General features: G+C 63.6%; 17 protein-coding genes and 1 tRNA gene. 5 read left to right on the forward strand and 13 right to left on the reverse strand.

All coding sequences use genetic code 11. The features are described from left to right. Positions 1-98: 98 nt before the first annotated feature. Positions 99-362, forward strand: coding sequence for a hypothetical protein (locus tag JQ587_RS34655; RefSeq protein ID WP_212301549.1), 264 nt, complete (start codon positions 99-101; stop codon positions 360-362). Positions 363-394: 32 nt separating this feature from the next. Here the strand turns inward: JQ587_RS34655 and JQ587_RS34660 are convergent, their stop codons facing one another. Next, entirely contained in the window at positions 395-856 is a 462-nt protein-coding gene (locus tag JQ587_RS34660; RefSeq protein ID WP_212301550.1) for a baeRF12 domain-containing protein, read from the reverse strand. Positions 857-1176: 320 nt separating this feature from the next. Here JQ587_RS34660 and JQ587_RS34665 point away from each other — a divergent pair, with 320 nt between their 5' ends. After that, positions 1177-1452: a hypothetical protein gene (locus tag JQ587_RS34665; protein WP_212301551.1), complete on the forward strand. Its 276-nt coding sequence runs from the start codon at positions 1177-1179 to the stop codon at positions 1450-1452. Between the two features lie 440 nt (positions 1453-1892). After that, positions 1893-2858 carry an AraC family transcriptional regulator gene (locus tag JQ587_RS34670; protein ID WP_212301552.1) on the forward strand — a complete coding sequence of 322 codons (966 nt, stop codon included), beginning with the start codon at positions 1893-1895 and terminating at the stop codon, positions 2856-2858. Between the two features lie 71 nt (positions 2859-2929). Here JQ587_RS34670 and JQ587_RS34675 read toward each other — a convergent pair. The 3 genes from JQ587_RS34675 to JQ587_RS34685 all read right to left on the reverse strand — a co-directional run bounded on the left by JQ587_RS34675 (position 2930) and on the right by JQ587_RS34685 (position 4394). Further along, positions 2930-3006, reverse strand: a tRNA-Arg gene (locus JQ587_RS34675). A 151-nt stretch (positions 3007-3157) separates the two neighbouring features. Beyond that, positions 3158-3676 (reverse strand): hypothetical protein, encoded by a 519-nt coding sequence (locus JQ587_RS34680; protein ID WP_212428340.1) that lies wholly within the window; start codon positions 3674-3676, stop codon positions 3158-3160. A gap of 160 nt (positions 3677-3836) precedes the next feature. After that, positions 3837-4394, reverse strand: a complete 558-nt coding sequence (locus tag JQ587_RS34685) for a hypothetical protein (RefSeq protein WP_212428341.1) — start codon at positions 4392-4394, stop codon at positions 3837-3839. A 152-nt stretch (positions 4395-4546) separates the two neighbouring features. Here JQ587_RS34685 and JQ587_RS34690 point away from each other — a divergent pair, with 152 nt between their 5' ends. Continuing rightward, the gene (locus tag JQ587_RS34690) at positions 4547-4933 is read left to right on the forward strand and encodes a VOC family protein (protein WP_212428342.1); all 387 of its coding nucleotides are present in this window, start codon (positions 4547-4549) and stop codon (positions 4931-4933) included. Positions 4934-4968: 35 nt separating this feature from the next. On the opposite strand, the gene JQ587_RS34695 is transcribed toward JQ587_RS34690, so the two are convergent. Beyond that, positions 4969-5466 (reverse strand): hypothetical protein, encoded by a 498-nt coding sequence (locus JQ587_RS34695; RefSeq protein ID WP_212428343.1) that lies wholly within the window; start codon positions 5464-5466, stop codon positions 4969-4971. Between the two features lie 262 nt (positions 5467-5728). Between JQ587_RS34695 and JQ587_RS34700 the strand changes: the two genes are divergently transcribed. Next, positions 5729-6082 carry a GrlR family regulatory protein gene (locus tag JQ587_RS34700; protein WP_200473625.1) on the forward strand — a complete coding sequence of 118 codons (354 nt, stop codon included), beginning with the start codon at positions 5729-5731 and terminating at the stop codon, positions 6080-6082. A gap of 8 nt (positions 6083-6090) precedes the next feature. Here the strand turns inward: JQ587_RS34700 and JQ587_RS34705 are convergent, their stop codons facing one another. From JQ587_RS34705 to JQ587_RS34740, 8 genes are all read right to left on the reverse strand, one after another. Next, positions 6091-8778, reverse strand: a complete 2688-nt coding sequence (locus JQ587_RS34705) for a PAS domain S-box protein (RefSeq protein WP_212301557.1) — start codon at positions 8776-8778, stop codon at positions 6091-6093. A gap of 90 nt (positions 8779-8868) precedes the next feature. Next, the gene (locus JQ587_RS34710) at positions 8869-9783 is read right to left on the reverse strand and encodes a DMT family transporter (RefSeq protein ID WP_212428344.1); all 915 of its coding nucleotides are present in this window, start codon (positions 9781-9783) and stop codon (positions 8869-8871) included. Positions 9784-9860: 77 nt separating this feature from the next. Beyond that, positions 9861-10655 (reverse strand): NUDIX hydrolase, encoded by a 795-nt coding sequence (locus JQ587_RS34715; protein WP_212301559.1) that lies wholly within the window; start codon positions 10653-10655, stop codon positions 9861-9863. 4 nt (positions 10656-10659) lie between these two features. After that, positions 10660-11613, reverse strand: a complete 954-nt coding sequence (locus JQ587_RS34720) for a dihydrodipicolinate synthase family protein (RefSeq protein WP_212428345.1) — start codon at positions 11611-11613, stop codon at positions 10660-10662. 108 nt (positions 11614-11721) lie between these two features. Beyond that, the gene (locus JQ587_RS34725) at positions 11722-12600 is read right to left on the reverse strand and encodes an SDR family oxidoreductase (RefSeq protein ID WP_212428346.1); all 879 of its coding nucleotides are present in this window, start codon (positions 12598-12600) and stop codon (positions 11722-11724) included. Positions 12601-12723: 123 nt separating this feature from the next. Continuing rightward, positions 12724-13584, reverse strand: coding sequence for a MaoC family dehydratase (locus JQ587_RS34730; protein WP_212428347.1), 861 nt, complete (start codon positions 13582-13584; stop codon positions 12724-12726). A 199-nt stretch (positions 13585-13783) separates the two neighbouring features. Next, positions 13784-14173: a Zn-ribbon domain-containing OB-fold protein gene (locus JQ587_RS34735; RefSeq protein WP_212428348.1), complete on the reverse strand. Its 390-nt coding sequence runs from the start codon at positions 14171-14173 to the stop codon at positions 13784-13786. Continuing rightward, the gene (locus JQ587_RS34740; protein WP_212428349.1) at positions 14173-15330 is read right to left on the reverse strand and encodes a thiolase family protein; all 1158 of its coding nucleotides are present in this window, start codon (positions 15328-15330) and stop codon (positions 14173-14175) included. Before JQ587_RS34740 ends, JQ587_RS34735 begins: the two co-directional genes overlap by 1 nt. Positions 15331-15733 lie beyond the last annotated feature (403 nt).

Below are 15733 nucleotides of genomic sequence, written 5' to 3' on the forward strand. Positions count from 1 at the left end.
GCGGGATCAGCCCCGATTTCCGCCCCTCCGACGGGTGCCCCGGCGGCCCGAAATGGCTATAGATGGCTGACCAATTGCGCGGGTTCCGGAGAATCGAGATGAGCAAGTTGACGCTTGTAGCCGCGGTTGCTGCCCTATCGGCCGCAATCCTAGCCCCTGGCCTCGCGGAGGCGCGGGTGCATCACCGGTATCATCGCCACTACGCCCATCCGCTGCCCTACCCGATCAGCTATCTGCACAATTACGGCCCGGGTATCACCCCCGGCACCTTTGCCTTCTACGATGGGCCGTCCACGAACCACTGCTACCAGAGCGCAGCCGCTTATGTCGGCCAGGACCGCCGGCGGCACCCCTGCTACTGAGGGGCGCCGCGGCGTCGCTCGCGACGGGAGCCCTATCCGACGGCCCCGGACAGCAGCACCTGCTTCTCGATCTCGTAGACCGGCAGCTTGACGAGATCCTTGCCGACCTCGCCTTTGAGCGCCCTGCGCACGGCGTCCGTATAATCGCCACGGATCATGCCCAGCGCACGCGGTGAGGCCACCATGGTCAGGGCCGAGGTCTCCCCGGCGCTGAGCGCGGTATCGAGTCGTTCGGCGAGACTGCGCAGAAAGGTGCGTTCGGCCTCGTCGTGCCAGTCGGTCTGCTCCGCCGAGCTGCGGGCGCCGCCGACAGCGGCATGCAGCCTACCGGGCGCGTCGGTCCCTTGCGCGGCCGTCGAGGGATTGGCCTGCTCGCGAACCTCCCTGGTATGAAGGTTCGGAAACATCTCATCGCCGAGATTTTCCAGGATGAGCGCCTTGCGTCCGTCGCACACGACGAGCCAGTCGCCCTTGTCGATCCTCATCTTGTTCATTGCACTGCTCCAAACAATTGGCCGCCTTGCTTCCAACCGACGCGCACGGCCGGTCCGACTGCGCTTCGAATTCCTCGAAAGACGGTCCACGTGACGAGACTAGGGAGGAAGCCGGACCTGCGAATTGCGCAGGATCAAGGATCGTGGGCAAACGCCCTGCCCTTGGCGATGAGCACCAACCTGGGATAGCTTGGCGATGCTTTGATCATGGCTACGGCGGTCTGGCTGAAGATTTATTCATCAGCATTACATTTCGGTTCTGCCACAATTTGATCAGAACAACTTCGATATCCTGTATTGCGCAAGCGGAGGAAGACATCATGAAGCTTAAGATCGGCCTCGTCGCCGCGTCCCTGTTCGGTGCCCTCGCGGCATCGTCGACAGCGTCGGCCATGCCCGTTGCGCCGGCACCTGCAACGCCGCAGGTCTCCAACGTCGAGCAGGTCCGTACGGTCTGCAACGCCTGGGGACGCTGCTGGTGGCAGCCGAACGTCTATTACGGCTACGGACCTGGATATTATGGGCCGCGGCCTTACTACGGCCCGCGTTATTATCGCCCGCGTTACTATGGCTATTACGGCTATCGCCGCTGGTGAGATTTGGAGGGGCCCCTTGGGGTCCCTTCGCTTTTGCGAGATGCTGCGGGCGCGGGTCTGACGCCGTTCCAAAACTGATCTAGATCAAAGATGTAATTTGTCGCGCCGTCATTTTGTGCCGATGGCCGATTTGATTGTTTTCCGGTGCCCGCAGACGGGCATGAATGTGCAGACCCATCTTGAGAAGCGGCAGGGGCACGAGGGATCGAGCTTTGAGTCCTTCACCTGCCCTGCCTGTACGAGGCTCCATTTCATTGATCTGACCACCGGCCAGCCGATGAGCCGGGACCGTTGACGCTGGCACTGATCCGACACCCGTCGTGGCATGATGTCCGCAATACTACGGCCCGGAATCCGGTTTACTGAATCGTCGTGTTTCGCCATTGATGGCCACGTACCGACGTTCATTTTATTGTCACATTTCAAGATCCGGCAGACGCATGTTCTTCGACGCTCTCGCCCCGTCCTCCGCCCTCCAGCTGACCCGGTTTACCGATGTCGACGCGTTTCGACCGGCTGAGTCCCTGGAAGACGCTCGCAGCATTCCCCTCGACGTCGCCAATTTCGCCGCGGCGCGAGCGATCGTGAACCTGCCGGCGTGCCGGATCATCGTCGCGAGGTCGTTTGCGCGCATCTTGGAGACCACCTACCGCGCGCCGGGCGGTATGGTGATCCTGCCAATGAGCGACGATCTGCGCGCCAGTTCGAGCGGAATGGATATCGACTCGCGCTTCTTCATCGCCATGCGCGGCAATCACCATTGTCATTTCGTCGAGCCCCAGATCAATTATCATGCGCTGATCTTGTTCTCGCCGACACTCAGGGATCGCGGCTGGTTCGATCGCGCCGACGCATTGTGGCTTCGCATCGCGGATTCCGCCGCCCATCTCTACGCGCGGCAGCTTGTGCAAGACATCCTCAGGACCGCCTCGATCGAGCCGCACATGTTCGAGACCACGGAGGTCGCGGCACACCTCCAGGAGGGCCTGCTGCTCGCCTTCGACGACCTGTTTCAGATTGATCCGTTGTCAGAGCGCTGCGCGCCGAGCGCAGGCGCTCGATCCGCGCGGCTCGTGCAGCAGATCGACGATTACGTCACGGCCTATCCGACCACTCCGATCTATACCGCCGATCTTGCCGGTGAATTCGGAGTTTCGATCCGCACACTCAGCAGCGCGGTGAGCAAGGTGCGCGGCATGAGCCTGCATCAATACATCCGCTTGAAGCGGCTGTGGGCCACCCGCACGCAACTCCTCAGGAGTGGGGGCGCCTCAGTCGCCACGTGCGCGCGCGCCCAGGGCTTTCATCACCTCGGCGAATTTGCCGCTGCCTACCGCGCGACCTTCCACGAGGCGCCTTCGGACACGCTGGCGCGGGCGCGGCAAACCGGTCTTTCCGCCAACTGATACGCACTGCGGATCACCTCCGCTGGCACATCAATGTCGGCCCCACGGCTTAAGGCTGGACAGTTGGCAAATGGCGCGCTCGGAGAGATTCGAACTCCCGACCCTCGGAATCGAAATCCGATGCTCTATCCAGCTGAGCTACGAGCGCCCTGACCCCGGGTATTGGGCCACAAGCCGAAGCGCCGCGGTGGTTCGCTGGCAAGCCAGCACTCCGACGACGTTCGGATCGGTTCGAATTAGCAGAGAGGTCAGACAATAAAAAGCCCTCTCCGCCCTAATCGAGGGAGACAGAGGTACTGTTACCAAGTTGTGTTGAAAAGGCCGAAATGCGGCTGCTGGGCCACCAGCATCATCGGCTGGCCGCGCTGCGGCGCCGGATGGGCGCGAGCCACCTTGCGCTTGGGCTGAGCCGAGGCTTGAACCTGCGGCGCTTGGACCTGCGCAACCTGGGCCTGAGCCTGAGGCTTGGCATCAGCCTTCCTGGCCGTGGCCGCATCGGCCTTCGGCGTGAACTGGGCAAAGGTCTCGCGCACCCGCGACTTCGCCGCCATCTCGGCCAGCGCGTCCGCCTGCACCGGCGGCTGGGGCGCCGCGGCAGCTGCCGTCTTCACCGCCGGAGCGGCCATCGCCGGCTGGCTGGTGTCGAGCACCACACGATCAGGCAGATGACGGTCGGACCGAATCCGGATCAGCGGCTGGTCGTAGCCAGCACTCGCAACAACCTGCGCAGCCGGCGACACCGGCCAAACGAAATCGGCCGCAAATAAAAGTGCGAGCAGAGCTCCACCGACGAACATGAAGTACCGAAAGATGGGCATTGGCCGCGCTCCGCCCCCCGCATCCCCGCGTGGGCTTTTCGCCTTAACCGGCGATACTCTAATTGGTTCCTGCGCCCAGCCTTTGGTTCAAATGGCAACGCCAAGATTCTGACCAAGGGGCAAGGACGGTAACTTTTCCGCTAGCGGAATGCGCGTCCCTTTAGACGCGCCGCGCCGTGACCAGCGAACATTTCGCCTGATCGGCATTCACATTGACGAAACCGACAGGGATGCGCGCAAAGGTCTTGCGGCTCTTCATGCCGACGGTATCGGCCAGCACGCGGCTACGGTCGGTGAGATGGCCGCCATCGCGTCGCGTGAAAGTGCAAACGATCTCGACATCCTTTACGGCATAGTCGTTGTCGTTTCGCACGGTGAAGGTCACCAGCGCCTTCGAGCCGAGCCCGCCACGGCGCCAAGTCTGCGATGAGATCTTCATCCGGTCGAGACCCGCAACCTCCGCAGCGGAGGTATCCGAAGCAATCATCGGGGGAGCTGGATCGACACTTGCCAGCGCCAATTTCACCGGCTCGGTTTGCGCGACATTGCCTTCGGAGGGCGGCATCAGAAGCCAGGCGGCCCCCCCAATGACGATCCCGGCCAGCAGCGACAAAACGCCTCGCTTAGCCCAAACGCTTGAAGCGGGGTCGGACCGTGACGGCTCCTCGCCCTTCGCGACGAAGCTTCCCAGCCCGATCCGGCCAAACCCTGCGCTCATGGGTGCGTTACCCGCCTACGTCTTCAATCCGTGAGACGAACTAAGGTTCCCGCGACCGCGCGAATCTCGGATAGGAGCCACGGTGGCGATCATCGTTCGGGATCGCTAACATGCGTTGCAACATCGCGAAGCCCCTATCGAGAGGAATCGAAATGCCAGTCGCCGTCACGTGGGATCATATCCATCTGCGCAGCCCCGATCCGGAAGCGACCGCGGCTTGGCTGCGCGATATCCTCGGTGGCGAGATCGTGCACGCACCGGGGCGGATCGACGTCAACCTCGGCGGCGCAAAGATCTTCATCGCGCCGCTGGAAGGCGACAGCGCCGTCAGCCCGCCGCCCCCGCACCCGCATCAGGGCCTCGACCATTTCGGGCTCACGGTGAAGGACATCGACGCAGTCGCCGCCGAGATCAAGGCGAAAGGCGTGACGCTCACGCGCGAGCCCACCACGATCCGGCCCGGCGTTCGCATCTGCTTCATCCGCGGACCCGAAGGCATTTCCATTGAGCTGCTCGAGCGCGACAAGAAGTACACCTGACGCGGACCATCGCGCCAAGCGAGCTTGCTGCCGCGTTAGGTCATGCTACCGGGCATAAAGCAGCGGATGGTGACGCCCATATAGCCGTAGATCGGCCACACCATGGTACGTCCGATCCGATTAGGCTCCGAGATTACGGCCTCCTCGGGCACGTCGACCCAGACAAGCTCCTGCTGCTTGCCTTCGATGACGTAGCCGAGGCGCGGGATGCGGACACGATAGTGCCCGTCCTTGCTCTCCCAATCGGAGTCCGAGATCGCCGAACCGTCGGCGTCGGAGCAGCATGGCCCCTTGCCGCTGCGCAAGCCGTCAAACCAGGCCTTCAGCTCCGTGCTGGTGTTGACGAACTGTCCGCGGTCGCGTGCGTGCCCGAGGGGCGCGACCAACGCGACCAGCGTCAGCGCGCAAGCAAGGCTTGCCGCGCTTCGCCACCGCGGGCGACGGCCAATCCGCCGCCATTGTGTTTCGCAAATCGTGGGACGCGCACTGTACAGACGCGGCTTGTCGCCGCCGGAATCGATCCAGTTGCTCACGTTTGTCTTGCTCCAGCACCCCGCGGCCAGTGCAACGATGTTTATGCATTTCGCGGGCCAACTCTGATTCGCAACGACTGGCCTCGCTGCATGATGAGACCGTCATATCTGCGTCACAGACAAGCCGGGACGACTACGGTTCTCGTGCCGGCACGGAACACCGCCGCCGGCAAAACTGCCGCGTTGCGCGAGGGGTTGGGCTTTGGCATAAAAGCTTCACCGGTTACGCCATTGGGCGATGGCGGCCGGCCGACGGGACGTTATGAAGAACGGCCTCTATTCGATTCACGTGAGCCTGCTCGATGGTCGAGTCGGTAAGGGCAGCGGCGTGATTCTTTTTCGCGACGGCAAGATCCTTGGCGGCGATGCTTACCTTTATTACACGGGCAGCTACGTGGTGAAGGACGACCACACCTTCAAGGGCGAAGTGCTGGTGCAGCGGCACACCTCGCCGCGTGGCGATGACAATCCGCTGTTCGGCGGCCCTGCCCCTGTCGGGATCGGCGTCAGCGGTACCTACACGGACACGCGCGCGGAAATGACCGGCACGGCGCTGGTCGGCAAGGCGAGCCTGATTTTCGGCGCCACCCTGCACAAGCTCGCAGAGGCCGACTAGAGACAAAGCTATTCGGCGGCCTGCTCCAGCGGCGCGGTGCGCGGCAGGATCATCTGGATGCGCGTGCCGCCGCCCGGCTCGGAATCGAGGTCGAGCCGTCCACCAAGCCGGTTGGTGACGATGCTGTAGACGATGTGCAGCCCGAGACCGGTACCGCCCTGGTCGCGCCGCGTCGTGAAGAACGGATCGAAGGCGCGCCGGCGCACGTCGAGGCTCATGCCGCAGCCGTTGTCGGAGACGATGATCTCGACATTGTCCTTGCCGGACTCGCGCACCCGGATGTCGATGATCCCCGGTCGTCCGTCCGGGAAGGCGTGCGCCACCGAATTCAGGAACAGATTGGTCAGCACCTGGCCGTACGGGCCGGGATAGCTGTTCATGGTCAGGTTGGGCTGGCACTCGACGTTGAGCGTCAGGTTCTGCTTGCGCAGGCCCGGACGGAGGCTCATCACCACCTGCTCGGTGAGATCGGCGAGGTCGAAGCTGCGCTGGTCCGAATAATTGCGATCGGCCGCGACCTGCTTGAACGACTGGATCAGCTCGGCCGCACGATTGAGGTTGGAGACGAGCTGCGAGGATGCGTCGCGGCTGGTGTTGAGGTAGTCGTTGAGGGTCGAACGGCGGAGTTCGCCGCGTTCGACGTCGGCGCTGAACATTGCCGTCTTGCGCTCGAGTGCGGAAGCGACGGTGAGGCTGATGCCGACGGGATTGTTGACCTCGTGCGCAACGCCGGCGACCAGGCGTCCGAGGGCCGCGAGCTTCTCCGCCTCGATCAGCGAGGCCTGGGTCTCGCGTAGATTGCGCAGCGCGGTTTCGGCCGCGTCCTTGGCCTTCCGCATCTCCTGCTCGCCGCGCTTGCGCTCACCAATGTCGAGCGCCACGGTGACGATCCGTTCGATCTCGCCCTCGGCATCGAGCAGCGGCAACTTGTTGACCAGCCATTGCCGCATGTTGCCGGATGCGTCCTTGTACTCCTCCTCGTAGAAGCCGAGACCTTTCCGCAAGCTCAGCACGCGCTTGTCGTTCTCGTCGGTCTTCGCCGCGCCATAGCGCGACATCAGATCCGCGGTGGTGCGGCCGAGCGCGTCGCCGGGTTCGATGCCGAAAATGCCGGCCATATAGCGGTTCATCAGCACGTAACGGAGGTCGCGGTTCTTGACGTTGATGACAGCGGGCACGGTGTCGATAACCTGCTGGAGCAGACGCCGGCCTTCGGCGATCGCGTCTTCCGCACGCTTCTGATCGGTGATGTCGCGCAGCGTACCCTCGTAGCGGACGATCGCGCCCTGCTCATCCCGCGCGCCGGTTGCGCTGTCGGAGAGCCAGAGGATGTTGCCGCTGCGCTGGCGCACCTGGTACTCGAACTCGCGCACCATGCCGTCGCGGTGCATCAGGCGCTGGTACTCCTCGCGCGCCTTGGGGTCGACATAAATTGTGTGGGCGATGTCGTTGATGCTGTCGATCAGGTGCTGCGGACTATCATAGCCCATCATCCGCGCTAGCGCCGGATTGGCATTGAGGAGATCGCCGGCCGGCGTCGTCACGTAGATGCCGTCGACCGAGCCCTCGAACAATTTGCGATAGCCTTCTTCCGCCAGCCGCTGCTCGGTGAGCGCGCGCACCGCCGCCTCGCGGGCCATGTCGGCCTCCTCGAGTGCGCGACGAAACACCTCGGCGGCGCGTGCGATGTCGCCGATCTCATTGTTGAGGTCGGCCGACGGGATCGACGTATTCTTCTCGCCCGCCGCAAGGGCGCGGATGGAGCGCGCGATCTGAGCCAGCGGACGCACCGTCCGCCGCACCACGAAACCGGCGGCGAGAATGCCGATCAACACACCCATGCTGCCGAGCACGATGCTCTGCCATCGCGCCTCCGCAAGCGTCCGGGCGAAATCGCGCGACAGCACATGGCCGCGACGGTCGCTGACGTCACGGAGCAATTCGGTGACGCGACCGATCAGCCTGCCTTCGGTTCCCAGCACCTCGCGGTCGATGTCGGCAATCTGCCGTTCTCGAACGGCGACCGCGATGATGGCATCGGCGTAGTTGTTGACGGCCGATTTCAACCTGCTATCGGCGATCTCCATCGTCCGCATGCTCTGCGCGGCCTGCTCGGCAGCGGATGGATTGCGCGCCAGCAGCCCGAGCGCGATCCGGCTCTGGGCTTCCGACAGGCGGGCGGCAAGCTCACGATCCCCGCCTTCGGAGACCGCCGCATCGAACTGGTCGCGCAGCGGCGGCAGCCCGGCAAGCAATTGCGCGCGCCGGTCGATCAGGGTGGAGATCCGCTCCAACCCGCTGCGGTATGTCGCCAGCCGCTCGGACACACCATCGATCATGTCCTGTTGCTCGGGAGCGAGCTCGATGCGGGTCTTCTTGAGAATCTCGCTCAGTGTCGAGGCGGCCTCGCCGACCTGCTTGAATTGGATGCCCGCGCCAGGATCGGTGACGAAGTCACGTGCGGCAAGCCGCAAGTCGTTCATGCGACGGTCGATATCTTCGGCGAGATCGCCGACGCTTTGCAGCCGCTGAAGCTCGGCGAAGGTGGCGTCGATATGCCGGATGGCGATCACGCTGGCGGTCGAGGTGACGATGATGACCGCCAGGACCAGGATGAAGCTGCCGAACGTCATCTGGCCGATCGACAGCGAAAATGATCGCTTCGGCGGCGGATTTGGCGGCGTTTCGACAGACATTGGGGCGGAACCGGACTCCATTCCCGCCCAATATACGCTGTATCGCCCCTCCGGGGGAACATGCCTCCGCCGGCCGGAACGAGCTGTTTTTCATGATGGTTTAGCCACAGTCAGCCCCCGGGCCGGGATGGTCATGGCGGCGACGCCAAGGACGACGCAGGCGAGCCCAACCCAGGCGGTCTGGCTCAGGGTCTCGCCAAGGAAGGCAACGCTGATCGCGACCCCGATCGGGACGCGCAGATAGGCCTGGGCGGTGGTGCCGACCGAACCGAGGGTCTGGATCAGGCGGAAATAGATCGCGAACGCCGCCGCGGTCGAAAAGGTCGCGAGGGCAAGCAACGCCAGGACCGAGCTCAGCGAGGGCGACAGTGTCCAGGGCTGCTCGCTCACGAGTGAGGCCGGGATCAGCACGGCCGCGCCCGCCAGCAGCGAGCCCGCGGCAGGCGCCATGGGATCGAGGCCCTTGAAGCTCCGGCCGAAGATCGCGGCGCAGGCGTAGCAGATGGTGGCAGCGACGATCGCGGCCTCCGCAATGATGCCGCTGCCGATGCCATGGAAGGCATCGACACCGACGATCAGCAGGATGCCGGCCATGCCGGCGGCCACGCCGAACAACTTTCGCGGCATCGTCGCCTCGTGGCGGGTGACCATCGCCGTGAGCAGGAAGGTGAAGATCGGTCCGGCCGAGTTGAGGATGGTGGCAAGGGCCGCATCGACATGGCGCTCGCCCCAGGCGATCAGGGTCCAGGGGATGACGCTGTTGAGCACGGCCTGGAACGCAATGCGCCGCCATGTTGCAGCATCGGTCGGCATCCGGACGCCCCGCGCCCACATGATGATGAGGAGCAAGACACCCGCGATCGCCGTGCGCGCGGCGATCAGCGTGACCGGCGGGATGGTGGCGACGCCGAGCTTGATGAAGGTGTAGGAGCCGCCCCAGAGCGTCGCGAGCGCGACCAGCAGCGCGAGCTCGACGGCGATGTTGGTGTCCTGTCGGTTCTCCATGGCGCGCTCCGTCCCGTTATCAGGACGGAACTTAACGCGCGCGTGGTCACAAATACTTCGGTTGATGTCGAAGTGTGCTAGCCGACCGCGCCGACCTCGAACACCTCGCCGTCATAGCCGGCCTCGCGGGGAATGCGGAGCTGACGGCCGCTCTCGGTCTTGGTCATCACAGGCATCACCGTGACGATGGACATGCCCTTGGCATGATCGAGCGCAGCGCTCACGCTGCCCTGCTTGGCAAGTCGGATCAGATTGCGGGTGGTCGGGAACGGCAGCTTGAAGCGGCCGCTCTCGCCGCCCTCCACCGCCTCGCGCGCCGACAGCCAGATCGAGTCGGTCGACTCGCGGCCATCATGCGCGCCGAGCTGATCGGGCGGTGCCGCCGCGAGGAAAAACCAGGTGTCGAAGCGCTTCGGCATGCCCTCCGGCGTGATCCAGTGCGCATAGGGCACGAGCGTGTCGAGCGCGAGTTGCAGGCCGTTGTCGGCCAAAATGCTCAGAAAGCTGATCTTGTGCTCGTTGAGCGCGACACGGTGCGCATCTGCGATCTCGCCGGCTCGCTTCGCATCAACCGGCGCGCCCGAGTCCTTCGCGCGCGCCAGCAAAATACCGCTCTCCTCAAAGGTCTCGCGGACCGCGGCGATGCGAAAACCACGGTCTGCTTCGCTAAGCCCGTCGCCACCCGAATACAGATCTGACCGCTGGACGATCTCCTGATCGCCGGCATCGACGCTGCCGCCGGGAAACACCAGCGCGCCCGAGTTGAACTCGATCTGATGATGGCGAACCATCATGAAGATCTCCACCTCCTTCGCGCCGTCGCGCAGCAGGAGGATCGTCGACGCGGGACGTGATGCTGATGTCTCGGGCATTCAACTACCCCGCGGCGCTGGATTGCGCGCCGAGATTGGCGCGCTTGTCGAAACGGGCAACGCGCGACAGCAGATAATCGACCTCGGCCTTCGCCGTCGCCGTCATCGTCGCGCCGGGCTTGCGCTGGGCGCTGGAGGCGATGATGCCGCGCTTCTGGAGCACGTATTTGCGCACGGTCAGGCCGACGCCGGGCTGCTGCTCGTAGCGGATCAGAGGCAGATGCGCGTCGAAGATGTCATGTGCCGCATCGCGCTTGCCGGCCTTGGAGAGGTTCACGACGTCGATCAGAAGCTCCGGGAAGGCGTAACCGGTCATGGCGCCGTCGGCGCCGCGCTCCATCTCGAAATCGAGGAACGTGCCGCCATTGCCGCAGAGGATCGAGAGCGGACGAAGCGAGCCGTCCTTCTGGAAACCGCGCAGGGTCGAGATCTTCTCCAGACCCGGCCAATCCTCGTGCTTGAGCATGACGCAATTCGGATTGTCCATGACGATCTTGCGGATCACGGCCGGCGTGAACACCACCGAGAGCGTCAGCGGATAGTCTTGCAGCACCCAGGGAATATCGGGCCCGATGGCCTCGGCCGCCTGCTTGAAATAGCCGGTGATCTGGTCGTCGGTGCGAAGCGAGGGCGGCGGCGCAATCATCACGCCGGCCGCGCCTGCGTCCATCGAGGCCTTGGCCAGCGAACGCATGGTGGCAAAGCCCGGTGCGGAGACGCCGACAATCACCTGCATTTTCTTGGCGCGCTTGACGTAGCGCACCGCCACCTGCTCGGCCTCGGCGGCATCGAGCTTCGGCGCCTCACCGAGGATGCCCAGCACAGTGACGCCGTCGCAACCGACCTCCTCGTAGAAATCGGTCAGGCGGTCGATCGAGCGCTCGTCGATGCGGCCGTCGTCGTGGAACGGCGTCGGCGCGATTGCAAAAGTGCCCTTGGCATCGGCGGTGAGTTTCATCGTCGTCCTTGTCTCTCACTTTTTGTCATTCCGGGGCGGCTCGCAGAGCCGAACCCGGAATCTCGAGGTTCCGGGTTCACGCTTCGCGTGCCCCGGAACGACCATGGCCTAAAACCTTCGCGCGCCCATCTTGATCTGCTCCTCGGAGAAGAAGATCTCCTTGGCATGCTCTGCGATGTCCTGGGCTTTCCAGCCCGAGTGCGGCGGTTTCCAGCCTTCCATTTCCATCATCCGCATTTCGCGCACGCCGCGGGGCCCGGACACGCCCAGCACCTTGCCGGTCTGGTCGCCCGACAAATCGCTGACCATGTATAGCACGGCCGGCGCGATGCCGTCCGGTCCCAGAGCCGCACCTGGGTTCTCCTTATAGCGGGGCAGGTCTGCGGTCATGCGGGTCAGCGCGCCCGGCGCCAGCGTCCAGATCCGGATGTTGTATTTCCGGCCCTCGATGGCCAGCACGTTGGACAGGCCCCAGATGCCGCCCTTGGCCGCGCCGTAATTGGTCTGGCCGAAATTGCCGATCAGGCCGGAGGTCGAGGACGTGTTGACGATGACGCCACCGCCGTTTTCCCGCATCCAGCGAAACACCGGCATGGTGCAACAAAAGGTGCCCTTCAAATGGACCTTGATCACCTTGTCCCAGTCGGACTCGCTGGCTTTGTGAAAGGTCTGGTCGCGCAAAATGCCGGCATTGTTGACGAGGATGTCGGCGCGGCCGAAATGCTTGATGGCGTCGTCGAACACCGACTGGCCGCCTTCCATGGTGGAGATGTCGGCGCCGTTGGCGACCGCCTGGCCGCCCTCGGCCTTGATCGCGTCCACCACGAGTTGCGCCATCGATTTGTCGGCGCCGGAGCCGTCACGGGGGCCGCCGAGATCGTTGACGACAACCGAGGCCCCTTCCCGCGCGAACAGCTTTGCATAGGCCTCACCAAGCCCCCCGCCCGCACCGGTGATCAGCGCAACCTTGCCATCGAGTAGTCCCATGGTGGCTTCTCCCTGTTTGTATTTGTCATTCCGGGGCAGCCCACAGCGCTGAACCCGGAATCCAGAGGTTGTAGCGCGAGATTCCGGGTTCGCGCTTCGCGCGCCCCGGAATGACGGAAGGGCCTAACCCAGCACCGTCTTGCCGTTCTTGATCACGGTGACGCCACGCGACTTCACCTTGGCTTCGAACGAGATCGTATTGCCGTCCTTCCAGAGGTCCATGGTGACGGTCTCGCCGGGATAGACCGGCGAAGAGAACCGCGCGACGTGCTGGCGGAAGGCGGAAGCGTCGTAATCAGCAAAGGTCTGCAACACGCCACGGCAGGTGATGCCGTAGGTGCACATGCCGTGCAGGATCGGACGCGGGAAGCCGGCCTTCTTGGCAAACTCCGGATCGGAGTGCAGCGGGTTGCGATCGCCGCAGAGGCGATAGACCAGCGCCTGGTCGGGGCGCGTGACGATGTCGATGGTCTTGTCGGGGCTACGCGTCGGGATCTTGTGCGGATCGGGCTGGGTCAGGTTCGGACCGCCAAAGCCGCCGTCGCCGCGGGCAAAGCGCGAGGCAACCAGCGTTGCGAGCTTCTCGCCCTTCTCGTTCTTCAGCACGGTCTGATGGCTGATGACGACGCCCTTGTCCTTGCCCTTGTCGTAGACCTCGACAACTGTGGAGTCGGCGGTGATGTTGGCGGCGACCGGCAGCGGCTGGTGAAAGGTGATGTCGCGCTCGCCGTCGACCACCATGACGCGATTGAGGTTCATCTCGCCGGGGCCAGAGCCCCATGCCGCAACGGACGCAAAGGTCGGCACCACCTTCAGCGGCCGCGGTGTGAACGTGCCCTCGTTGACGAAGGCGAGCTCGTTCTCGTCCATGGGATCGGCGCCGAGACCGATGCCGTAGGCGTAGAGCATGACTTCACGATCGCTGTAGGAATATTTCTGGCCGATGTTTTTCAGGCCTTTGAGTTCTTCGTATCTGGCGGACATCTTTCTGGTTTCCTCCCCGGAATTTCACCGGCGCTCATTGATGCGCCCTCTCCCCTTGTGGGTGAGGGCTACGAGGTGCCGGCCACACACCCGTTTGGGTGAGGGGTTGCTCCCGCGTTGAACACTCTCTCTGCCGAGCGATACCCCTCATCCGGCGCTTCGCGCTACCTTCACCCACGGGGGGGAGAAGGGAAGAACCTCAGGCCGGCGTAAAGAACGGCAGCGGCGCACCATCGGTCGGCTTGAACACCACCTTGACCTTCTGGCCGATCTTCAGCTTGTCGAGATCGCAGTCGACGAAGTTGGTCTGCACCGACGGGCCCTCCTTCAGCGTGACGTAGCCGATCGCGTAGGGGCCGGTCGGCGACTTCCGCATCAGGCTATAGGTATAGATCGTGCCTTCGCCCGAGGCTTCTTCCCACACCGTCTTGTCGGAATAGCAGAACGGGCAGATCGAGCGCGGGAAGTAATGCGCCTCACCGCAGGCGGTGCAGCGCTTGATCATGAACTTGCCCTGCTTGGCCGCGTCCCAGAACGCAGCGGTCTCCGGATTGGTCACCGGGGCTGGATATTTCTTTGCATCTACCATCACACGCGCTCCAGAATGGCCGTCGAGGCGGCGTGGCGAACACCCAAAAGGCCGCCGGTGCCGTGGGCGATGGCAAGATCGCAATTCCTGACCTGCACCTTCGGATGCGCCTCGCCGCGCAGCTGCCTCACGGCCTCGATGATCTTGGTCATACCGCCGCGGTTGACGGGATGGTTGCTGCACAGGCCGCCGCCATCCGTGTTGAACGGCAGCTTGCCGACGCCCGAGATCAGATTGCCGTCGGCGACGAACTTGCCGCCCTCGCCCTTCTTGCAGAAGCCGAGGTCCTCGAGCTGCATCAGCACCGTGATGGTGAAGCTGTCATAGATCGAGGCGTATTTGATGTCCTTCGGCGTGATGCCGGCTTCCTCGAACGCACGCGGCCCGGACCAGATTCCGGCCGAGTAAGTGAGATCGAGATCCTTGCCGCCGCGCGGCCCCTTCATCGCCTCGCCGTGACCGATCAGCTTGACCAGCGGCTTCTTCAGGCTCTTCGCGATCTCGGGCGTCGTCACAATCAGCGCGCCACCACCATCGGAGACGACGCAGCAATCCATGCGATGCAAGGGATCGGAGATCATCGGCGAGTTCAGGACGTCCTCGACGGTAACGACGTCCTTGAGCATCGCATGCGGATTGTATTGCGCATGATGCGAGGCCGCGACCTTGATCCAGGCGAGTTGCTCGCTCGTGGTGCCATAGTCGTGCATATGGCGCATGGCACACATGCCATAGGCGTTGTGGGTGGTCGCACCGTAAGCGGATTCGAAATCGGCTTCCGCACCCGCCGCGCGCGGCGGCATCACGCCGGTGCGCGGCTTGCCGGCAAGCGTAATCAGCGCGATCGAGCACTTGCCCGCCGCAATCGCTTCAGCGGCGTGACCGAGATGGATGATGTAGGAACAGCCACCGGTCTCGGTGGAATCGACGTGACGGAGCTTCTTGGTGTTCAGCCCGAGATAATCGACCATCGGCCAGGCGCCGCCGGGCGCATCGCCCGCACAGAAATAGCCGTCGACATCATCCTTGCTGATGCCGGCATCCTCGATCGCGCCCTTGGCGACCTCGGCATGAAGCTGGGCGGTGGATTTGTCCGGCGCATGCCGGGTCGGGTGTTCGTAGATCCCGGCAATGTAGGCTTTGCCCTTGATGGTCAAAACTGAGGTCTCCGCTCGCGTTTCTTCTTGGCTCTTTTTTCTGAACCGCAGTGGCCCGGTTGGCAAGCGCGGAAATATTCCGTCGGGCGAGAGCGTAGCGGGTTGGCGCAAGTGCTTACTCAATCCGTCATCCCGAGGCGCGACTGACGCGATGCAAGGCATCGCGCGCCGGGGAGCCTCGAAGGATGCACTGACACCGCTCCACGACGGCCAAAACCCTAAAGGTGTTTTGCCCGACGGCACAAGCGATTTTCTATTTATCGGAAGAAGCTCTTTTTGCTGAAAACAACCCCATGCACAGTAGAACGGTGGTTGATTTCAAACGGGAAATCGCGAGGTGGGCAAAGCGACTTGTCCCGTAGCTCGAAGAGCGAAGGCGGAAGTGTGCCCGCGTCTTCGGCAC

Source organism: Bradyrhizobium manausense, assembly GCF_018130615.1.
Classification (GTDB): domain Bacteria; phylum Pseudomonadota; class Alphaproteobacteria; order Rhizobiales; family Xanthobacteraceae; genus Bradyrhizobium; species Bradyrhizobium manausense_A.